The organism is Pectobacterium nicotianae, assembly GCF_023272715.1.
GTDB classification, from domain to species: domain Bacteria; phylum Pseudomonadota; class Gammaproteobacteria; order Enterobacterales; family Enterobacteriaceae; genus Pectobacterium; species Pectobacterium brasiliense.
The window spans coordinates 4216944-4238106 of the sequence record NZ_CP096821.1 but is presented as its reverse complement, the minus strand read 5'-3'; the positions used below and the strand labels follow the sequence as shown (position 1 = coordinate 4238106).

The window sequence follows — 21163 nt, the reverse complement described above, 5'->3', positions numbered from 1 at the left end:
AACCCTTCTCTTTGTGAGATAGCGATTGAATCCCTGCTTAAGGCAGCGCTACAATAATTTGTCATACAACTTTAAAAGTTGAGTGATATCACAAAACCATTATTTTTATATGGAATAGCGGATTCCTCGCTTAAACCGAGAGAGACAAGCCGTTTACGGCGATAAATGCTGAGTTATTGTACTGTTTGTTACATTTTTGCGATCATGACCTCACAAATACTGTGAGATATCGCGCATAATTGGTGTGATATCTTTTAACGGTCAACTAATTTGGTGCACAAGAAGCACGGTAAGGAAGAGAACATGCCCCAGTTTCTGAGTGAAGATTTTCTGTTAGACAGTGAATTTGCCCGTCGCCTTTATCATGAGTATGCCGTCGACCAGCCGATATTTGACTATCACTGCCATTTGCCGCCTGAGCAGATCGCGGAAAACTATCGCTTCAAAAATTTGTATGACATCTGGCTGAAAGGCGATCACTACAAGTGGCGTGCGATGCGCACCAACGGCGTGCCTGAGCGTTTATGCACGGGTGATGCCAGCGATTGGGAAAAATTTGAAGCCTGGGCTGCTACCGTGCCGCACACCATCGGCAACCCGCTCTACCACTGGACACACCTGGAACTGCGTCGTCCATTCGGCATCACCGGCACGCTGCTGTCGCCGAGCACGGCAAAAGACATTTGGGATCGCTGCAATACCATGCTGGAGCGCGATGACTTTACCGCGCGCGGCATCATGCAGCAGATGAACGTGAAAATGGTGGGTACGACAGACGATCCGATTGACGATCTGCGCCATCATAAAACCGTTGCTCAGGATTCAAGCTTCTCTATCAAAGTGTTGCCGAGCTGGCGTCCGGATAAAGCGTTCAACATTGAGCTGGCAACCTTCAACGACTACATGGCGAAACTGGGTGAAGTCTCCGACACCGACATTCGTCGTTTCAGCGATCTGCAAACTGCGCTGACCAAGCGTCTGGATCACTTCGCCGCGCACGGCTGTAAAGTATCTGACCACGCGCTGGATGTGGTGATGTTTGCCGAAGCGGATGACGCCACGCTGGATAACATTCTGGCGCGTCGCCTTGCTGGTGAAACGCTGAGTGAACATGAAGTGGCACAGTTCAAGACTGGTGTACTGGTCTGGCTGGGTGCGGAATATGCGCGTCGCGGCTGGGTTCAGCAGTACCACATTGGCGCACTGCGCAACAACAACCTGCGTCAGTTCAAACTGCTGGGGCCGGATGTAGGCTTCGATTCCATCAATGACCGTCCGCTGGCTCAGGAACTGTCTCGCCTGCTCAGCAAGCAGAATGAAGAAAACCTGCTGCCGAAAACCATCCTTTACTGCCTGAATCCGCGTGATAACGAAGTGCTCGGCACCATGATCGGTAACTTCCAGGGCGAAGGGATGCCGGGCAAGATGCAGTTCGGTTCCGGCTGGTGGTTCAACGATCAGAAGGACGGCATGCAGCGCCAGATGACTCAGCTCGCACAGCTTGGTCTGCTGAGCCGCTTCGTCGGTATGCTGACCGATAGCCGTAGCTTCCTGTCTTACACCCGCCATGAATATTTCCGCCGCATCCTGTGCCAGATGATTGGCCGCTGGGTGGAAGATGGCGAAGCGCCAGCCGACCTGCCGTTGCTGGGCGAAATGGTGAAAAACATCTGTTTCGATAACGCTAAAAACTATTTTGCCATCGAGCTGTAATTCCACCGCATCGGTGTGAGTTGCACGAGGGACGCGGCAGTTAAGCCGCGGCTCTCGGTGTCTCGGTCTTTTGTCATCGGCACCGGTGGTGATTCGGTGCGGGTGAATATGAATATAGGGCAAGGATGACGGTGGTCGATCGGTCGTGCCCTGAATGTGAGATTTGTCCTAAGGTAGCCTGTTAATGCAAACGTTAAATCGTCGTAACTTCCCCGGTCGTCAACACCCGGATCGGGTCATCCAGTTTGGTGAAGGCAACTTCCTGCGCGCCTTCGTTGACTGGCAGTTGGATTTGCTGAATGAGCACACCGATCTGGATGCGGGGATTGTCGTGGTTCGCCCGATTGATTCTGATTTCCCGCCCGCGCTGGACACGCAGGATGGGCTGTACACCACGATTATCCGTGGCTTGAACGAGCAGGGCGAGGCGGTGCGTGAACCCCGACTGATCCGTTCGGTAAACCGTGAAATTAATGTGTACCGTCAGTTCGATGAGTATCTGGCGCTGGCGCACGATCCGAATATCCGCTTCGTTTTCTCTAATACCACCGAAGCGGGTATCAGCTATCACGCAGAAGATCGCCTCAGCGACGCGCCGCCTGTCAGCTTCCCGGCGAAATTAACCCGTCTGCTGTATGAACGTTTCTCTCACTTTGATGGCGCAGCGGATAAAGGCTGGGTGCTGCTGCCGTGCGAGCTGATTGATTACAACGGCGTGGCGCTGAAAGAGCTGGTGCTGCGCTACGCCGCACAGTGGAAACTGACGCCAACGTTTACCGCCTGGCTGAACGATCACAACACCTTCTGCTCGACGCTGGTGGACCGCATTGTGACGGGTTACCCGCGTGCCGAAGTGGAAGCGCTACAGCAGGAAATGGGCTATCAGGATACCTTTTGGGATACGGCAGAACACTTCTACCTGTTCGTGATTCAGGGGCCACAGTGGCTGGCGGAAGAATTGCGTCTGAACAAACTGGATCTGAACGTCCGTATCGTTGATGACATCAAGCCGTACAAAGAACGTAAAGTCGCGATTCTCAACGGTGCTCATACCGCGCTGGTGCCAGTGGCATTCCTGGCGGGTCTGGATACCGTTGGCGAATCGATGAATGATGCGCTGATTGGCAAATTCGTAGAAAAGACCATTGCCGAAGAGATTGTGCCGGTATTGGATTTGCCGCATGACGAACTGACGTCGTTTGCTCAGGCTGTGCTCAGCCGCTTCCGTAACCCGTTCATTCAGCATCAGCTGTTATCTATCTCACTGAATGGCATGACCAAATTCCGCACCCGTATTCTGCCGCAGTTGCTGACCTACCGTGAGCGTCACGGTGAGCTGCCTGCTCGCTTGACGTTTGCGCTGGCGGCCTTGATTGCCTTCTATCGCGGCGAGCGCAGCGGTGAAGGCGATGCGTTACAAACCTATCCATTGCAGGACGATGCACACTGGCTGGAGCGTTATTCCACGCTGTGGGCGGGCGTAAAAGAGAACACCGTCAGCCTGGCTGAGCTGGTGAATGTTGTACTGCGCGATGCCGATCACTGGGAACAGGATTTAACACAGGTTCCTGGCCTGGCTGCGCAGGTGACTGAACAGTTACAAACCATCGTTGAGCGCGGTATGCGCGCAGCTGTGGAAGGTTATTGCTAATCAGCAAGAAGGGTTATCCATGCAAAGTATTATAAAAATTCATTCTCTGGACAATGTGGCTGTCGCCCTGCGTGATGTCGAGCAAGGCGAAACGGTGTCGGTGGATAGCCATACGGTGACACTTCAGCAACCTGTCGTGCGCGGACATAAGTTCGCGCTGGAAACCATCGCACCGGGAGAAATGATTACCAAGTATGGCCTGCCGATCGGCCATGCGTTGGTGTCTATTGCTCCCGGAGAACACATCCATTCCCAGAATGCGAAAACCAATCTGAGCGATCTGGATGAATATCAGTATCAGCCTGAGTTCCTCGAACTGCCTCCACAAATGGGCGATCGGGACGTGCAGCTCTATCGTCGCAAAAATGGTGATGTGGGTATCCGTAATGAGCTGTGGATCCTGCCAACCGTTGGCTGCGTGAACGGGATTGCACGTCAGATTCAGCAGCGTTTCCTGAAAGAAACCAACGATGCAGAAGGGATCGACGGCGTTTACCTGTTCAGCCATACCTTTGGCTGTTCACAACTCGGTCAGGATCACGAAAACACCCGTACGATGCTGCAAAACATGGTGCGTCACCCGAATGCGGGGGCGGTACTGGTGATCGGCCTGGGCTGTGAGAACAATCAGGTTGACGCATTCCGCACGACGCTGGGTGATTTTGATTCCGATCGCGTGACGTTCATGGTGTGCCAGCAGCAGGATGATGAAGTCGAAGCGGGTCTGGAACGGCTGCATACGCTGTATGAGGCGATGCGCCATGACAAACGCGAACCGGGTAAGTTGAGCGAGCTGAAGTTTGGTCTGGAATGCGGCGGTTCCGATGGGCTGTCTGGTATTACTGCCAACCCGCTGTTAGGCCGTTTCTCTGACTATCTGATTGCTAACGGCGGTACCACTGTGCTGACCGAAGTGCCGGAAATGTTCGGTGCGGAACGTATTCTGATGAGTCGCTGCCGTGATGAAGCGACGTTTGAGAAAACCGTGCACATGGTGAACGACTTCAAACAGTACTTCATCGCGCACGACCAGCCGATTTACGAGAACCCCTCGCCGGGTAACAAAGCGGGCGGGATCACCACGCTGGAAGAGAAATCACTGGGCTGTACGCAAAAAGCTGGACAGAGCAAAGTGGTGGACGTGCTGAAATATGGTGAGCGCTTACATACCCCAGGGCTCAACCTGCTCAGCGCACCGGGGAATGATGCCGTCGCAACCAGCGCGTTGGCGGGAGCCGGTTGCCATATGGTGCTGTTTAGTACCGGACGCGGCACACCTTACGGCGGATTTGTTCCTACCGTAAAACTGGCGACCAACAGCGAGCTGGCGAAGAAGAAACCGCACTGGATTGATTTCGATGCGGGGCGTCTGATTCATGACATGCCGATGGATGAGCTACTGAGCCAGTTTGTCGAGCTGATTGTCGAGATTGCTGACGGCAAGCGGACGAAGAATGAAGTGAACGACTTCCGCGAATTAGCCATATTTAAGAGCGGCGTGACGTTGTAAATATTATCCATTCCAATTAAAATAAAACGGCGTTTCATTTTTATAATGGCGCCGTTTTTTTTCGCCACAACTTTTTAGAGGCAGGGATCATGACACATTATTGGATTGCCCAGTCTGTTGGTGTACTGGCATTTCTGGTCGGTATCACCATGTTTTTCAACCGTAACGATCAAAAATTCAAAATACAGCTCTCGGCATACAGCGCCGTTATTGGCCTGCATTTCTTCCTGATGGGGGCAAATGCGGCAGGTGCCAGCGCATTGTTGAACTCGGCACGTACGCTAATCTCACTGAAAACGCACAACATCCTCGTGATGTTTGTCTTTATCTCACTGACGCTGCTCTTTGGTTTGTCGGGCATGAACCATGCGATGGAACTGCTGCCGATAGCGGGCACGGTCGCCAGTACCTGGGCGCTGTTCCGGACGTCTGGGTTGACGACGCGCTGCGTGATGTGGTGCTCAACCGCCTGCTGGGTCGCGCATAATATTTGGCTGGGCTCGATTGGTGGGTCGCTGATCGAAGGCAGTTTTCTGCTGATGAACGGCTTTAATATCATCCGCTTCTGGCGCATGCAGCAGCGCGGCATCGACCCGTTCAGTGTAGAGAATAAAGCGTAATTTCAGGTGTTTCTCGTAATCTAACGCCGTTCGTTTTGACGCGAACGGCGTTAGAGGAAAGGGGATAATCAATCCCTAATCCGTTACAGCAGATTCAAACGCTCTTTTTCCGCCAGTTTGGCGTCTTCCGCGTGACACACGGCGGCGATGAACATCACGTCCGTCGAGGAGTTCACTGCGGTTTCTGCCGAGTCCTGCAATACACCAATGATGAAACCAACCGCAACTACCTGCATGGCGATATCGTTGGAAATACCGAACATGCTGCATGCCAGTGGAATCAACAGCAGTGAACCGCCCGCCACGCCCGAGGCACCACAGGCACACAGTGAAGCCACGACGCTTAGCAGCAGCGCGGTCGGCACGTCAATCTGAATACCCAGCGTATGGGCGGCAGCCAGCGTCAGCACCGTGATGGTAATTGCCGCGCCTGCCATATTGATGGTGGCCCCCAGCGGGATGGCGACAGAGTAGGTGTCTTCATCCAGATTCAGTTTGCGGCACAGTTCCATATTCACTGGAATGTTGGCGGCGGAGCTGCGGGTAAAGAAGGCGGTCACGCCGCTTTCACGCAGGCAGCGCAGCACCAGCGGATAAGGGTTGCTGCGAATCTTCCAGTAGACGATCAGCGGGTTGACCACCAGCGCGACCAGCAGCATGCCGCCGATCAACACCATCAGCAGATGAGCATAGCCCCACAGTGCGCCGAAGCCGGTTTCCGCCAGCGTTGAGGCGACCAGACCGAAAATCCCCAGCGGTGCGAAACGAATCACGACGCGCACAATCATGGTGACCGCGTTGGAAGCATCGTTAATCATGTTCTTCGTGCTGTCCGAACCGTGGCGGAATGCAATGCCCAGACCAACGGCCCAGACCAGAATACCGATGTAATTTGCATTCAGCAGCGCGTGAATCGGGTTGGCGATGACGCTCATCAACAGCCCTTCCAGCACTTCGACAATACCTGATGGTGGCGTGATGTCGGCGGCCTGCGCGTTGAGCGCCAGCGTGGAAGGGAAGAGGACGCTTAGCACGACGGCAATCAGCGCCGCCGAGAAGGTGCCGATGAGGTAAAGAAACAGAACCGGGCGGATATTGGTTTTCTGCCCTTGCTGGTGGTTGGCGATAGACGCCATGACTAGTACTAATACCAGAATGGGGGCGACGGCTTTCAATGCGCCGACGAACAGCGTTCCCAATAAGCCAGCCGCCAGCGCGGCCGGCGTGGACAGTGAAGCCAGAATAATACCGGCTGCAAGCCCCAGAAGAATCTGTTTAACCAGGCTGCCGTGGGTAATGTACTGCAAAAAACGAGAGTGTTGAGTTTCCATAATTTTGACGGGATAACCGTTCCGCTAAGTAGTTGTTTGTACGGAGCTGACACCTCTGGCTTGTGCCGGGTGGCTTTGTCTTTTCGTAACGAAGTGTGTTTGCGTGTATCAGTATATGAAAATTTATTTTTGAGAAAAGCAATGATGTGGTTTTTTATGACGGACATCCTTGTCCGTCACCCTTCGGGCCGTTGCTGTGCAACGTTGAAAAACGTTTCCGGCGTTTTTTTATGACGGACATCTGTGTCCGTCACCCTACGGGTCGTTGCGTAGCGCATATGTAGGAACGGAAACAATCGAATGAGGAAAGCGAACGCCGCACGGGCGAAACCGTGCGGCGAGAGGGGGGAAGCGTTAACGCCCGGCGCGTTTGTTCACCCAGACGTTGATCAGCATGGTGATGACCAGAATGCTGGCAACGACGCTCAGAGAAACAGCCACCGGAATATGGAAAATGTCGATGAGCATCATCTTAGTACCGATGAAGATCAGGATGACGGCCAGACCATATTTCAATAGCGAGAAGCGTTCAGCCACGCCAGCCAGCAGGAAGTACATCGCACGCAGGCCGAGAATAGCGAACAGATTCGACGTCAGCACGATAAAGGGATCGGTCGTGACGGCGAAAATAGCAGGGATACTGTCTACGGCGAAAATCACGTCGCTGATTTCAACCATAATCAGCACCAGAAACAGCGGCGTGGCATACAGGATGCCGTTACGACGGACGAAGAATTTTTCATTCTCGATACTATCCGTCATGCGCAGACGACTGCGTAGCCAGCGCACCAGCGGTTTGTCGCCGATCGCTCCGCCATCTTCTTTCGCCAGCGCCATTTTAAGGCCGGTGAACAGTAGGAATGCACCGAACACGTAGAGCAGCCACTGGAACTGCGTGACCAGCCAACTGCCGCCAAACACCATCAGCGTTCTGAGAACGATGGCACCCAGCACGCCGTAAATCAGCACGCGGCGTTGGTATTGCGGGGGAACGGCGAAGTAGCCGAAGAGCATCAGCCAGACGAAGACGTTATCGACGGCAAGCGCTTTCTCGATCAAATAGCCGGTCAGGAAGGCGAGCGACTGGGCGTTGGCCACCTCGCGACCCATCGTGCCATCCAGATACCACCAGAAACCGGCGTTGAACAGCAGAGAGAGCGTGACCCAGATGATAGACCAGACGGCAGCCTGTTTGAACGTCATTACCGTCGACCCTTTACGCCCTTGATAGAGCAGGTCGATGGCCAGCATCACTATAACAATGGCAGCGAAGCTGCCCCATAACCATGGCGTGCCGATGGTGTGCATAGCAAGATCCTTAAATAGAAACAAAAACGGCCAACATCGGAAGGACGCTGGCCGCTTGTTATTAAAGCTGCAGATGCACCTCGCCTTCCGGCAAGGTCTCACTTACAACATTAATGAAGCTGTCTCATCAAGGTTGCCCGGTAACCGGATGCGTAAAGCATCGTAATGACGATTGACCGGCGGAAAAGTTACTCCCCTTTGCCTGACAGAAGATAGGTGAAAAGATGATCCTGGTCAAATAATTATCGCTGTCTTACTCCGCATTTCCCGGCGTCGCGGCATCGGCAGGAAATACGACACCCGTTTGGCGGCGAATTTCCGTCAGCAGCCCCGCGACGGTACGCGAACGTGCCAGTTCCGCATGGTTAATGTCGTTATCGTTGACCAGCGTGGCAAAGACCTCGGCTTCGTACAGCATGCTGTTGATATGCTGCGGCTGGCTGAGATCCACCTGCTTGCCTTCACGCGGGATGAATTTCACGTTATGGCATTCGGATACTTTTTCAATCACCAGCGACCCGTCTTCCCCCTGAATTTCGCTGGGGATAGTGGAATGGCTGACTTTGGAATGGACGATGGTCACATCGAAATCGCCGTAATTCAGGACGATGCTGCCATGTGCGTCTACGCCGCTTTCCAGCAGTGTCGCGCTGGCCTGCGTGGTACACGGCTCTCCCCACAGCGCTACGGCGAACGCCAGACAGTAGTAGCCGATATCCATGATGGAACCGTTGGAGAACGCCGGATTGAACGTGTTGGGGTTCTCACCTGCCAGATAGAGCGGGTAGCGCGAGGAATATTGGCAGTAATTCAGCACCACTTTACGCAGTCTGCCGACTTTTGGCAGCGCCTGCTGGATCACGCTAAAGTTGGGTAGGCTGGCAGTTTTGAAGGCTTCAAAGAGTACGACCTGATTTTCTCTGGCACAGGCGATCATTTGTTCGACTTCATAGCGGTTGGAAGCCAGCGGTTTTTCGCAGATGACGTGCTTGCCGTGGCTCAGGAAAAGCAGCGCCTGTTCGCAATGCAGGGAATTAGGACTGGCCAGATACACGGCGTCGATAAGATCGGATTTCGCCATGGCTTCCAGTGAATCAAACAGCGTATCCACCATGTAATCAGTTTGAAACGGCTGCGCTTTTTCTGCCGTACGTGAATAGATAGCGGTGAGCTTCAGTTTGCCGGTTTCATGTGCGGCATCAACAAACTGACGGGTGATCCAACTGGTTCCTACAATGGCGAAGCGAATCATAAGCGTTTGGTATCCTGAAGGCATTTGTGATGACTATGCAGATTATCACGGTGAAATGACAAGGCAACGTCAATCATTTCCGGTTCTGGCAGAGAAAAGCATTTACTGACGGGCTATTTTAAGGGATAAACAGCGCAAATTTTATGATGCAGGAGAGGCTAATGAGCCAACTCGAATTGGAAACGTGCAACCTGACGTTGGTGCGTTACCCTCAGGTCGCTGAAAACTCGGCGCTACAGGCATGGGATGCCGCAGATGAATATCTGCTGCGTGAACTGGCTAGCATGGAAATCGCGCCGGGCCCGCGCCTGATTTTCAATGATACGTTTGGTGCGCTGGCCTGCGGTTTACAGGCGCAATCGCCCGTTAGTATCAGCGACTCTTACCTGAGCCAACTGGCGACGCGACATAATCTGGAACTGAACGGTTATGCTGTCGATGCGGTAACCCTGTTGGATAGCATGGCGGAACTACCGGATGCGCCCGCGCTGGTGGTGATAAAAATACCGAAAACGATCGCGCTGCTGGAACACCAGTTGAGAATGTTGCGCAAGGTCGTTACGCCACAAACGCGTATCATCGCCGGGGCGAAAGCACGGGATATTCATACCTCTACGCTGCAGCTGTTTGAACGCGTGATGGGGCCGACGAAAACCTCGCTGGCCTGGAAAAAGGCGCGTCTGGTTCACTGTGAGTGGGCGGAACTAAAAGTCAGTGAGCAGCCACTTACTACTGAGTGGGAGCTGGATGGTTACGGCTATCGCATTCAAAACCTGGCTAACGTGTATTCGCGTAATGGGCTGGATATCGGTGCCCGTTTCTTTATGCAGCATTTGCCGGAACAGATAGACGGTAAGATCATCGATCTCGGCTGTGGCAACGGCGTCATTGGGCTGGCGGCGCTAAAAGCTAACCCGGAGGCCACCGTCGGCTTCTTTGATGAATCCTACATGGCAGTGGCATCGAGCCAGACGAACGTTGAGGTTAACTGCCCGCAGGATGTTGAGCGCTGTAGCTTCGTGGTGAACCACGGATTGGCTCGCGTTAAGCGTGATACGTTGCAGGCCGTATTGTGTAATCCGCCATTCCACCAGCAGCAGGCCGTGACGGACGAAATCGCCTGGCAGATGTTTATGGATGCCCGCCGCTGCCTTCAGGTCGGCGGAGAACTGCGCATCGTGGGGAATCGCCATCTGGATTATTTCCACAAGCTGAAGCGCCTATTCGGTAACTGTGAAACCCTCGCTAGCAACACGAAGTTCGCGGTACTGCGCGCGGTGAAAACGGGGTCGTCCCGCTAAGCGGCTCCTGCTTCGTGAGGCTAACTCAGCCTCACGAAGCGGAATCTGTTTCGCAAAACTGACTTTTCTCCACGAACTCAATGTGTCCCACGAATTACAATATTAACGCCAGCCGGGTGGCCTGCTCGATCGCTCTGCGTGCGTCTAATTCCTGCGCCACATCGGCACCGCCAATCAGGTGAACGTGACATCCGGCAGCCAGTAAGGGGTCATACAGCTTACGGTTAGGTTCCTGACCGGCACAGATAATGATGTTATCCACTGGCAGACAGCGCATTTGCTGGTTGTGGATAATGTGCAGCCCCTCATCATCAATATGATCATATTCCACGCCGCCCAGCAGTGTTACACCGTGGCGCAGCAACGTGGTGCGATGTATCCAGCCTGTCGTTTTCCCCAGATTTTCACCGGGCTTACCCGCCTTCCGCTGTAATAACGTAATGTCCCGCTGGTGGGGAAGTGCGTCAGGCTGTTGAGGTAGCAGGCCGCCCCGATGCTGCAACTGCTTATCGATACCCCATTCCGCATAAAAGTCGTCATGTCCTGCCTGAGAAGACTGGGGGTTAAGACGATGGCTGTCGTTAGGAGGACTATTATTGTTCAAAAGATAGTGCGTATTGTTTAAAAGATAGTGCGCGGTATCGAAACCGATGCCGCCTGCGCCGATAATGGCAACACGCTTGCCGACCGGCTTTTTGTCGCGCAGCACGTCCAGATAGCTCAACACGCTAGGGTGATCGATACCTGCAATCGCGGGAATACGTGGCACGATGCCACAGGCCAAAATCACGTCATCAAAACCGAGTAAATCAGCGGCGGTTGCCTGCGTGCTCAGGCGCAGCGTGACGCCGAGCAGCTCTAACTGCCGACGGTAGTAGCGCAGCGTTTCATAAAATTCGGCTTTGCCGGGTATCTGTTTGGCAATATTGAACTGGCCGCCGATATAAGAAGAAGATTCGAACAGCGTAACCTGATGGCCGCGTGCGGCGGCGTTGACGGCAAAAGCCATACCAGCAGGCCCCGCGCCGACTACCGCAAAGCGTTTACCGACTCTGGCGGGCTGGATCGGCAGTTCGGTTTCGTGGCAGGCGCGCGGGTTGACCAGGCAGGACGTGACCTTGCCGGCAAAAATCTGATCGAGGCAGGCCTGATTGCAGCCGATACAGGTATTGATTTCATCTGCACGTCCCGACTGCGCTTTTGCCACCAGTTCCGCATCGGCGAGAAAAGGACGCGCCATCGACACCATGTCAGCACAGCCTTCGGCTAAAAGCTGTTCTGCGACGCCGGGATCGTTGATGCGGTTGGTGGTAATCAGCGGGATGCGGACTTTCCCCATTAGCTTTTGCGTTACCCAGCCGAAGGCTCCGCGTGGCACCAGCGTGGCGATAGTCGGAATCCGCGCTTCATGCCAGCCGATACCAGTATTGATGAGGGTGGCGCCTGCCTGCTCAATTGCCTGCGCCAGTTGCACAATTTCTTGCCAGCTTGAACCTTCTTCTATCAGGTCGAGCATCGATAAACGGTAAATCAGGATGAAGTCCGGCCCTGTTCGTTCCCGCACGGCGCGAACAATCTCAAGTGCGAAGCGGCTACGGCGCTGGAAATCGCCGCCCCATTCATCATCGCGATGGTTGGTGTGCGTGACCAGAAACTGATTAATCAGGTAGCCTTCTGATCCCATAATTTCCACGCCGTCGTAACCCGCCTGCTGCGCCAGTGCGGCGCAACGGGCAAAGTCGTCGATGGTTTGCACAATATCCTGCGTGCTCATTTCTCGTGGTGCAAAGCGGTTAATCGGTGCTTGAATGGCCGATGGTGCGACCGGATCGGGCTGATAGCTGTAGCGTCCGGCATGGAGAATTTGCAGTGCGATTTTCCCGCCCGCGTCGTGTACCGCCTGCGTCAGTACCTGATGATGCGCGAGCTGCGCCTCGTCATGCAGAGTCGCGCCGCCTTTGGCAACGGCACCTTTGGCGTTTGGCGCAATGCCGCCTGTGACAATCAGGCCTACGCCGCCCTGCGCCCGCTCACGGTAAAATGCCGCCAGCCTTTCGGTGCCGTCTGGATGTTCTTCCAGACCGGTATGCATGGATCCCATCACCACGCGGTTCTTTAACGTTGTGAAGCCAAGATCGAGTGGGGAAAGCAGCGTGGGGTAGGCAGTCATTGCACTCTCCGGTGAAGTTAACTGGTCTGATGAGTCATGGTGTTCAATCTAGCCGTAATTGAGAGAGTTGTGAAATTTATGTTTATTTATTGTGATTGATGTCATTGCGAACCTTGGGGAGAAGCGCGTGCAGACAAGGGATCGTGCATTGGAGTGTTTGTTGTCGGGGGCGTGTGACATTATAATCCGCGAGTTTATTGTGCAAAGGTATCGTTATGCGGGTGGAAGAGTTGGAATATCGGCTGGATAGCGCGCTTCGGGCGTTAGAGCAAAGCGTTCAACGTCAGCAACAGACGTGGCGGCAGGAACATCAGTCCCTCCAGCAGCAGTTGCTTCAGGCGAAAGAGCGTGACGCTTACCTTTGTGCGCAGATTGAACGGCTCTCCGCACAGCTGAGCTCGATGGATAGCTCGCCGGAGCGTAATCCGCTGATTCAGAAAATGAAGGTTGTTCATGCCCATCTTGATGTGTTGGCACAAGAAGCCAGCGCCTTTAGGCGTTCACTGCGGTAACGCGTTAACGCAATCCTTCCGCTTCCTTACACAATTCCTCCTCATTCTCCATAATTGCCGCAAATGTGGAGCCGACACTTGCAGAGATTTACCCTTGCTCTAATTAACTGAAGGTGTCGGGCCTATACTTTCTCTCGTAGCACGGCACTCGCCGTCGACAAGTCAATTCAGAGAGAGGAATAGAATATGCGTAAACTCACTGCAATGCTGGTTGCTTCTTCCTTGGCATTGGGCGCGGCAGGTATCGCGCATGCTAATGACGCACCGAAAGGTCCCGGCCCGGAACACAAGATGATGATGAAAGAAGGGCGGGAGCATCGTGGCATGATGGGGCCGGATGCGATGTTTAAGGAGCTGAATTTGACGGAAGCGCAGAAGCAGCAAATTAAAGACATCATGAAAGAGTCCCGCGAGAAAATGCACAAAGCGATGCAGGACGATCGTCGTGATATGCATAGCCTGGTTGCATCCGATACGTTTGATGCCGCAAAAGCACAGGCACAGTTGGATAAAGCCGACGCCGCGCACAAGGCCAGAATGCTTAACGGACTGGAAACCAAGAACAAAATTTACAACGTTCTGACGCCAGAGCAGAAAAAGCAGTACAACGACAATTTTGAAAAACGACTGACTCAACCGCCAAAACCTGACGGCAAGCCTGTTCCTGCGGAATAACGCGTCCGCTCGGAAATAAATATACTCTAAATAATTCGAGTTTCAGGCAGGCGGCAAGAGAAGGAATCCCGATGAGCTTACTCAGGTAAGTGATTCGGGTGAGTGAACGCGGCCAACGCACATGCAACTTGAAGTATGACGAGTATAAGTCAACAAGACCACCGGATTGATGTATTACCTCACGGGTAATGCCTCGGTCCGGTGGTTTTTTATTTATTTTCCCGCCGCCATCGCACTGTGAGTAGGGAAATGATTAATGCTATTCTCACGCGGAGACAGCAGGTGAAATGATCGGATAGCGGGCGGTAAAGGACAGATGAATCACGATTTGACGTTAAAAACTATAAAATTCATGCCGCTGCTGTTTCTGACTACTCTCATCGTGAGCTGTATGGGATTTCGGTTTCGGGTGTTGGATGAGCTGTCGCTGTTTTGGCCCGCCAACATTCTGGTGTTTTGCCTCATGATCAGTTTCAGAGCCAGAAGAGGGGCGATAACAGGTAAAGCGCTTTTTATCTGTAGCGGTTTTTTGGTGAGTTATGCCGCGATGCTATCGGCTGCGTTACTGATGGACAATAACTCACCGTTAAAAACCAAGGTGCTGTTATGTTTGTGCAATATGGTTTTTGTGGTGACAGCCTGGTGCGCGTTTTGCCTGATGTGTCGGTTTACCGGAAAGTGGTCGACATTTGAAAAATTCACCAAGTATTACGTCTATATTATTTTTGCTTCGACGTTTGTCGGCGCGTTCTTATCTGGCGTGGCGTATGGGGTTTATGCGTATGTCTACGATACGGGAAACCGCTATGCCGAGTTTATGGACTGGTTCAGTGAGCAACTAGGAACCGGTATTATCCTCGCGTTCTTTTTCCTGCGGGGTAAAGACATCCTGCGCGCGTTACGGAATATTCCGTTGTGCCCTAAGAACATCAGAGAAAATATCTTTCCCTTTCTGGTCTTCATCATTTTCTTATTAGTGAGCCTCTTTTTCCTGGATGCCAGCCTGATTACGCTGTCCGTTATTCCACTCACGCTGTGTGCGTTCAATTACTCTTTTCCGATCATGTCGTTGCTCTGTGCGATTACCGGCGTGATACTGAATTATCTCTATATTAATCAAGTCGGTATACTCATTGACTCGAATTCCGAAGCATACATTAATTCGTTTCTCACTACGGCGCGCCTGAATATCGCGATGTTAATTATGGCGATGTTAAGCGTCTCTCATTTTGTCTCGATGAACCGGCGGCTGATTAAAATCATCGAAAGCAGCAGCCTGAAGGATGCGCTCACCAACACTTTCAATCGTCGCGCTTTTCTCAGCATGTTGAACGGGCGGCAGGGCGTGCTGATGAATAAGAAAAAGCGCCAATTAACGCTGCTGTTTTTGGATATCGATTATTTTAAGCAGGTCAATGATACCTACGGTCATGCCTGTGGCGATGAACTGATCGCCAGCTTTGCCCGTATGCTGAGTGCTACGATTCGTCCGAGCGACATCCTTTGTCGCTGGGGTGGGGAGGAGTTCGTCATTGCGGCTTATGACCTGACGGCTGAGCAATCCGAAGCCATGGCTGAAGCGCTGCGGCGTCTTACGGAATCCACGGCGTTGACGCTGTCCGACGGCCGGAAAATCCATTTTACGACCAGTATTGGCGTTGCCATGTTTCCCCAACATGAAGGCGGCAATATTTACGATCTGATCGGGCTGGCGGACGAGCAGTTGTATAAAGCGAAAGCGCAGGGGCGTAATCGCGTCTGTATGCGCCTGGTCGAAGAGGTCTGACTCTTCCCTTGACCTTCCCCTTACTGGAACGTCTACCCTCAAAGTTACTGTGACTGATTGAGGGGTTGTGATGAAGAAAGTCCATTTGTTATTAACGGCAGCGTTGCTGGCTCCGTTTATTTCGTTCGCGGCCGACAGCGCGCATAGCGGCCACGGTGCTGCGAACGACGCGTCGCCCTCCCAGCAGGCGTATAAGAAAGGGATGGATGCGATGCATAGCGATATGATGGAAGGGATGCAGTCCAGCGACCCTGATATTGCCTTTGCCAAAGGGATGATTGCACATCACCGTGGCGCGATTGATATGGCAAAAACGGAGCTGCAATACGGCAAAGACCCGGAGTTGCGTAAGCTGGCGGAAGAGATTATCAAAGCCCAGCAGCCGGAGATCGACCAAATGGAAGCCTGGTTGAAGAAGCAGAACAAGCCGTAAATTTACCTATGGCGCCTCTTCTGAGAGGCGTCATTTTGTTTTTATCAGGCCGTGGAGCGGGCGGCTTCGCACGATTGATGAAAATTTAGTGACTGTTTTCACAGAATAAAACGTAGAGATAGCTTTCTCCGCGTGAACTTGTTAGAAAACAGGAAAGGACGTCACCAGAATTTTCTGGGCGAGACCTGGATAAAGCAGCGTATAGCACGCTGCTTTATCCAGGTTTTTTTTTGCTTATTTTCCAGCTGGCCAGCGGATAACAAGCGGGATGACGTGTATCAGGCAGTTGCAGCCATTGACGAAACGGGAAGTCATTATGAATAGCAAAGTGCTCGCTGAAAATATTCTGAGGTTGGTCGGAGGAGAGACGAACGTTTCGACTCTGGTGCATTGTGCAACACGCTTGCGCTTTAAGATTGTCGATCACGGTAAAGTCGATGTGGCTGCGCTTGAGGCGCTGGAAGGCGTTATTACGGTTATCAACGCATCAGGACAATTGCAGGTGGTGATCGGGAACCGCGTGCCGGAGGTATATCGCGCGTTTGGTGCGATCTCCAAATTGCTGGAAGACGGCGACGGGAAACGTCAGACGGCAGAAAGCGAAGCATCAACGTCTGCGATGGGGCGGCTGATCGATCTGGTTGCCGGGATCTTTACCCCCTTGCTGGGGGCGATGGCGGCGGCAGGTGTGCTAAAAGGGGCGCTGGCTATCGTCATTGCGCTCGGCTGGCTTAATACCAAAGAAAGCACCTATGTCATCCTGCATGCGGCGTCCGACAGCCTGTTTTACTTCCTGCCGATGCTGCTGGCGATTACCTCCGCGCGTAAATTCGAAACCAATATTTTTGTGGCGGTGTCGATTGCTGGTGCGTTGGTTTACCCGACGATTCAGGGGCTATTTGATGCCGGTCAGCCCGTGACGTTCTTCGGCCTGCCCGTTGTGATGATGAAATACACCTCCTCGGTGATTCCGATTATCTTCAGCGTGTGGCTGATGTCGTATATCGAGCGCTTCCTGAATCGCCATATCCACGAAAGCGTACGCAATATTCTGACGCCGTTCTTCCTGTTGGTGCTGATGGTGCCGCTCACGCTGATGACCATCGGGCCGATTGGTATTTCGGCCAGTAAGCTGATTGCGTCGGTGTTTGTCAGTATCTATAGCTTCAACCCGATTATTGCCGGGGCGCTGATTGCGGCGGCATGGCAGATTTTAGTGATCTTCGGTGTGCACTGGGGCTTCGTGACCGTCTTTATTAATGACCTTTCGGTCATGGGACACAGCTACCTCAAAGCGGCATCCAGCCCGTCGGTCTTCGCTCAGTCTGGTGCGCTGTTGGGCGTCATGGTGCGTACCAAAGATAAAAAGCTCAAAGCGCTGGCGGGCAGCACCTTTATCGCCTCGCTGTTTGGCATTACGGAACCTGGCGTTTACGGCGTCACGCTGAAGCTGAAGAAACCGTTTATCTGTGCGGTGATCGCAGCTGCACTGGGGGGCGCGATCGTCGGTTACGCGAAAAGCTCGGCGATCTCCATGGGAATGCCCGGCTTGCTGACGCTGCCGATTTTCTACGGCGAGGGCTTTATCGGGTTCCTCATCGGTTGTGCGATTGCTTTCGTGGCCAGTTTTGTACTGACGGTTATCGTTGGGTTTGATGAACCGACGCAGCCTGCCGAGAGTACGCCGGCTCCCACGCATTCACCCACCACGACACCGGCTGCGCCAGTATCGCGCCAGCAGGCCAATGCTGTGCCTCTACCGCTGAAAGACGCACCGGAGACGGCGGAACAACTGGGGTCGCCAGCAAAAGGTGAACTGATCTTGCTGGAGGAGGTAAATGACAAGGTGTTCTCTTCCGGCGTCGTCGGGCAGGGGGTCGCCATTCTGCCGCAAGAAGGTCGTATTTATTCGCCGGTGGACGGCATGATTGCCAGCACGTTCGCCAGCGGCCATGCCGTCGGTATTCTCTCGCAAAAGGGTGCGGAGATTCTGATTCATGTCGGCATCAACACGGTACAGCTGGAAGGTCAGCATTATCAGATGCACGTTGCAGAAGGCGATAAAGTGACAAAAGGCCAACTGCTGCTGGAGTTCGATCTGGACGCGATCCAGAAGGCGGGCTACGACACGGTGACGCCGATGGTGATCACGAATGCGGAAGAATATCGCGTATTCAGCCTCGGTGCGGCACGTCAGCAGCAGGCCGGAGAGACGGTTATTGCGCTGGTGTAATGCAATTAATCAGACGGCGCTGTGTGAATACGCCGTCTGATTTTCTCTATCATCTTATGTTCTATAGGGTTGCAGCGATTTTCCGTTGCTGTTAATCACATCCTGATACCAGTAGAAGCTGTCTTTGCGCCGACGCTCCAGCGTGCCTTTGCCGTCATCATCGCGATCCACATGAATAAAGCCGTAGCGTTTTGACATCTGCGCCGTCCCCGCGCTGACCAGATCGATTGGTCCCCAACTGGTGTAGCCCAGCAGTTCGACGCCATCGTCGATGGCTTCACGTACCTGAATCAGATGGCGACGCAGGTAATCAATGCGGTAACTGTCGTGAATGCTGCCGTCCTCTTCCACCACGTCGCGTGCACCCAGACCGTTTTCCACGATGAACAGCGGCTTCTGATAGCGGTCATACAGCTCGTTCAGCAGGAAGCGCAGGCCTTCGGGGTCGATCTGCCAGCCCCATTCGGAGGCCTCAAGGTGTGGGTTAGGAATCAGACGGATGATATTGCCGCGTGAGGACTGATATTTCTCCGGCTCGAAGGTCGCGCAGCCGCTCATGTAATAGCTGAAGGAGACAAAGTCTACGGTGTGGCTCAGATCGTCTTTATCCTGCGCGGTAATGGTAAGTTCGATGCCATTTTCCCGGAAATAGCGCTGGATCCAAGCCGGATAGGTGCCGCGTACCTGCACATCGCCGAAGAACAGCCATTCACGGTTCTTACTCTGCGCTTCCAGTACATCTTTCGGATGGCAGGTCATGGGGTAGCGTACCGCGCCCAATAGCATGTTGCCGATTTTGGCATCCGGGATGATGTCGTGACAGGCTTTTACCGCGCGTGCGCTGGCAACCAGTTGGTGGTGAATGGCCTGATAAATCTCTTGCTTCGAAGGCTCGCCACTCAGCCCGATGCCCGTAAAGGGTGAATGCAGCGCCATATTGATTTCATTGAAGGTCAGCCAGTGCTTCACCTTGTCTTTGTAGCGGCTGAAAACGGTACGGGCGTACTTCTCAAAATGGTCGATGACGGCACGGTTGCCCCAGCCCCCCAGCTTTTTCACCAGCCCGTAAGGCATTTCATAGTGCGACAGCGTAATCAGCGGCTGAATCTGGTGTTTTGCCATTTCATCGAACAGGCGATCGTAGAAGGCCAGACCGGCTTCACAAGGTTCCGCTTCATCACCTTCTGGGTAAATGCGCGTCCAGGCAATCGAGGTGCGTAACACCTTAAAACCCATTTCGGCAAACAGCTGAATATCCTGCGGGTATTGATGATAAAAATCGATGGCCTGATCTTTGATGCAGCTAATGCTCTCATCGCGTTCCGTCACCGGACCATGCACGCCTTTTAGCTGAAGATCGGAGGTCGACACACCTTTACCGTCTTCATTCCATGCGCCTTCAACCTGGTTTGCTGCGACTGAACCGCCCCATAAAAATCCGTCGGGGAATGCTTTCATGGTATTTCTCCTTATCGTTTTCTACATCATTACGCTGCGTCGGGCTGTGGCTCCGCGCTGGGAACCGCCGGATGACAGGCAAAAAAAAACTTGGGCAGAAGAGAGTATCACTACTCACCTCTGCCCAAGTCTCGCCCGCCATTGGCGGTAACGTCTTGTTAGAACACTATACAATCCTGAATCTCTGCGGCAATGCCCCCGTCTGGTTATGTGACGCGAGTCACGGCATCTCTGCTGGTACCACATCGGCACAAGACAGAATGCGATATCGGAAAAGCTAGGATATTTTCTGGTCTTATCGTTGTGTATAAAAGAATATAACGATTGCGGGGTAATACAGTCCTATGGCTGATGTCATCTATGAGGAGAAAATAGCGTGCATCTTTATATGTTTTACCTGGGAGGGAACGCTGGGAAGTCCAATATCGAAGTCCATGATATCCAGTTTGTAGCGGCTGAGAAGCCAGAGGATGCCTGGCCTGCACTGCGGGAGGCGTGGTTTGGCGACCCTGATAAAGTGCATATTGATGGCTATGCGCGTTTGACATGGGCTGATGGTTATACCGTTACCCTTTCGGATACGCGACCAACGGACGACAATCGGCTCTTTTTTGTCAACGCGGGTGCTTATCACCCGTCAACGCTGGCGGAACTGCATGCGTTCGATTTATTTGTGGCGAAGAGCGCACAAGAAGCAAAAGCGAAAGGATTGGCATCACTCCTTAATGGCGCGCTGCATCAGCATAAGGACAACCTTAAGGATGTCGATGACTGTCTGCTACTTGAAAAAATCGACGGTTTGTATATCCATCTGACACCTTGTGCAACCGGCGTTCCCTTCACACCAGAATGGCAGGGCTACCAGCCGATCGGTCTCTGATTTCGGTATCCTGCGCTCCCGAATTAAGCCAGTAGAACACGTTGACGTGGTATACCGGCTTTTCTTCATCGACATACATAACGGAAGGATCAGATGAACCAGAAGTGAGCGGCGGTCTCTGGTCCTGCACCACCGTGATGCAGCTACGCTGCACGGCATTCCCTCGTTTCCCCCTCTCTCTCGCTATATCTGGCCGTGCATAACGGTGGCACGCAACTTGCTTCTCAAGCATATAGCGATTCCGCAGGTTTGCCTCAACGGTGAGTACAACCTCGGTCAGGACAACGGCGTCCACATCATCATGCTTTTCGCATTACGGCGAGAGCAGGG

Annotated in this window: 16 protein-coding genes; 11 read left to right on the top strand and 5 right to left on the bottom strand. The window is 53.2% G+C overall.

Annotated elements, in window-relative coordinates:
- The first annotated feature begins 303 nt into the window (after positions 1-303).
- The 4 genes from uxaC (at position 304) to MYB54_RS18775 (ending at position 5494) form a co-directional block, all read left to right on the top strand.
- Positions 304-1713 carry a glucuronate isomerase gene (uxaC, locus tag MYB54_RS18790; protein WP_104212565.1) on the top strand — a complete coding sequence of 470 codons (1410 nt, stop codon included), beginning with the start codon at positions 304-306 and terminating at the stop codon, positions 1711-1713.
- Positions 1714-1897: 184 nt separating this feature from the next.
- The gene (locus MYB54_RS18785; RefSeq protein ID WP_039496831.1) at positions 1898-3364 is read left to right on the top strand and encodes a tagaturonate reductase; all 1467 of its coding nucleotides are present in this window, start codon (positions 1898-1900) and stop codon (positions 3362-3364) included.
- Between the two features lie 19 nt (positions 3365-3383).
- Entirely contained in the window at positions 3384-4874 is a 1491-nt protein-coding gene (locus MYB54_RS18780) for a UxaA family hydrolase (RefSeq protein ID WP_014914080.1), read from the top strand.
- A gap of 89 nt (positions 4875-4963) precedes the next feature.
- Positions 4964-5494, top strand: a complete 531-nt coding sequence (locus tag MYB54_RS18775; RefSeq protein ID WP_014914081.1) for a YgjV family protein — start codon at positions 4964-4966, stop codon at positions 5492-5494.
- Between the two features lie 83 nt (positions 5495-5577).
- Here the strand turns inward: MYB54_RS18775 and sstT are convergent, their stop codons facing one another.
- From sstT to MYB54_RS18760, 3 genes are all read right to left on the bottom strand, one after another.
- A complete protein-coding gene (gene sstT / locus MYB54_RS18770; RefSeq protein ID WP_014914082.1) occupies positions 5578-6825 on the bottom strand; it encodes a serine/threonine transporter SstT in 1248 nt (415 codons plus the stop codon).
- 354 nt (positions 6826-7179) lie between these two features.
- Positions 7180-8133, bottom strand: coding sequence for a TerC family protein (locus MYB54_RS18765; RefSeq protein ID WP_014914083.1), 954 nt, complete (start codon positions 8131-8133; stop codon positions 7180-7182).
- 253 nt (positions 8134-8386) lie between these two features.
- Complete coding sequence (locus tag MYB54_RS18760) at positions 8387-9385, bottom strand: Gfo/Idh/MocA family protein (RefSeq protein WP_248721198.1); 999 nt, start codon at positions 9383-9385, stop codon at positions 8387-8389.
- 161 nt (positions 9386-9546) lie between these two features.
- On the opposite strand from MYB54_RS18760, the gene rlmG reads away from it, so the two are divergent.
- Entirely contained in the window at positions 9547-10686 is a 1140-nt protein-coding gene (gene rlmG, locus MYB54_RS18755; protein WP_014914085.1) for a 23S rRNA (guanine(1835)-N(2))-methyltransferase RlmG, read from the top strand.
- A 94-nt stretch (positions 10687-10780) separates the two neighbouring features.
- On the opposite strand, the gene MYB54_RS18750 is transcribed toward rlmG, so the two are convergent.
- Positions 10781-12856, bottom strand: a complete 2076-nt coding sequence (locus tag MYB54_RS18750; protein ID WP_248721197.1) for an NADPH-dependent 2,4-dienoyl-CoA reductase — start codon at positions 12854-12856, stop codon at positions 10781-10783.
- 215 nt (positions 12857-13071) lie between these two features.
- On the opposite strand from MYB54_RS18750, the gene MYB54_RS18745 reads away from it, so the two are divergent.
- The 5 genes from MYB54_RS18745 to MYB54_RS18725 all read left to right on the top strand — a co-directional run bounded on the left by MYB54_RS18745 (position 13072) and on the right by MYB54_RS18725 (position 18495).
- Positions 13072-13368, top strand: a complete 297-nt coding sequence (locus MYB54_RS18745) for a hypothetical protein (RefSeq protein WP_010282972.1) — start codon at positions 13072-13074, stop codon at positions 13366-13368.
- Between the two features lie 186 nt (positions 13369-13554).
- On the top strand, positions 13555-14043 hold the full coding sequence (gene spy, locus MYB54_RS18740) for an ATP-independent periplasmic protein-refolding chaperone Spy (protein ID WP_014914087.1): 489 nt from the start codon (positions 13555-13557) through the stop codon (positions 14041-14043).
- Between the two features lie 316 nt (positions 14044-14359).
- Positions 14360-15829 carry a GGDEF domain-containing protein gene (locus MYB54_RS18735; RefSeq protein WP_014914088.1) on the top strand — a complete coding sequence of 490 codons (1470 nt, stop codon included), beginning with the start codon at positions 14360-14362 and terminating at the stop codon, positions 15827-15829.
- Positions 15830-15899: 70 nt separating this feature from the next.
- Positions 15900-16262 (top strand): CopM family metallochaperone, encoded by a 363-nt coding sequence (gene copM, locus MYB54_RS18730; RefSeq protein ID WP_100017614.1) that lies wholly within the window; start codon positions 15900-15902, stop codon positions 16260-16262.
- A 316-nt stretch (positions 16263-16578) separates the two neighbouring features.
- Positions 16579-18495: a beta-glucoside-specific PTS transporter subunit IIABC gene (locus MYB54_RS18725; RefSeq protein ID WP_248721196.1), complete on the top strand. Its 1917-nt coding sequence runs from the start codon at positions 16579-16581 to the stop codon at positions 18493-18495.
- A 54-nt stretch (positions 18496-18549) separates the two neighbouring features.
- Here MYB54_RS18725 and MYB54_RS18720 read toward each other — a convergent pair whose 3' ends face one another.
- On the bottom strand, positions 18550-19953 hold the full coding sequence (locus tag MYB54_RS18720) for a glycoside hydrolase family 1 protein (RefSeq protein WP_248721195.1): 1404 nt from the start codon (positions 19951-19953) through the stop codon (positions 18550-18552).
- A 376-nt stretch (positions 19954-20329) separates the two neighbouring features.
- Between MYB54_RS18720 and MYB54_RS18715 the strand changes: the two genes are divergently transcribed.
- Positions 20330-20833 carry a DUF1543 domain-containing protein gene (locus MYB54_RS18715; protein WP_043901805.1) on the top strand — a complete coding sequence of 168 codons (504 nt, stop codon included), beginning with the start codon at positions 20330-20332 and terminating at the stop codon, positions 20831-20833.
- Positions 20834-21163 lie beyond the last annotated feature (330 nt).

Bases quoted from the DNA above. Each gene is read 5' to 3' on its own strand.
- MYB54_RS18765 (WP_014914083.1), bottom strand. From the start codon at position 8,133: ATGCACACCATCGGCACGCCATGGTTATGGGGCAGCTTCGCTGCCATT.
- MYB54_RS18745 (WP_010282972.1), top strand. From the start codon at position 13,072: ATGCGGGTGGAAGAGTTGGAATATCGGCTGGATAGCGCGCTTCGGGCG.
- spy (WP_014914087.1), top strand. From the start codon at position 13,555: ATGCGTAAACTCACTGCAATGCTGGTTGCTTCTTCCTTGGCATTGGGC.
- rlmG (WP_014914085.1), top strand. From the start codon at position 9,547: ATGAGCCAACTCGAATTGGAAACGTGCAACCTGACGTTGGTGCGTTAC.
- MYB54_RS18720 (WP_248721195.1), bottom strand. From the start codon at position 19,953: ATGAAAGCATTCCCCGACGGATTTTTATGGGGCGGTTCAGTCGCAGCA.
- sstT (WP_014914082.1), bottom strand. From the start codon at position 6,825: ATGGAAACTCAACACTCTCGTTTTTTGCAGTACATTACCCACGGCAGC.
- MYB54_RS18785 (WP_039496831.1), top strand. From the start codon at position 1,898: ATGCAAACGTTAAATCGTCGTAACTTCCCCGGTCGTCAACACCCGGAT.
- MYB54_RS18735 (WP_014914088.1), top strand. From the start codon at position 14,360: ATGAATCACGATTTGACGTTAAAAACTATAAAATTCATGCCGCTGCTG.
- MYB54_RS18750 (WP_248721197.1), bottom strand. From the start codon at position 12,856: ATGACTGCCTACCCCACGCTGCTTTCCCCACTCGATCTTGGCTTCACA.
- MYB54_RS18760 (WP_248721198.1), bottom strand. From the start codon at position 9,385: ATGATTCGCTTCGCCATTGTAGGAACCAGTTGGATCACCCGTCAGTTT.
- uxaC (WP_104212565.1), top strand. From the start codon at position 304: ATGCCCCAGTTTCTGAGTGAAGATTTTCTGTTAGACAGTGAATTTGCC.
- copM (WP_100017614.1), top strand. From the start codon at position 15,900: ATGAAGAAAGTCCATTTGTTATTAACGGCAGCGTTGCTGGCTCCGTTT.
- MYB54_RS18775 (WP_014914081.1), top strand. From the start codon at position 4,964: ATGACACATTATTGGATTGCCCAGTCTGTTGGTGTACTGGCATTTCTG.
- MYB54_RS18780 (WP_014914080.1), top strand. From the start codon at position 3,384: ATGCAAAGTATTATAAAAATTCATTCTCTGGACAATGTGGCTGTCGCC.
- MYB54_RS18725 (WP_248721196.1), top strand. From the start codon at position 16,579: ATGAATAGCAAAGTGCTCGCTGAAAATATTCTGAGGTTGGTCGGAGGA.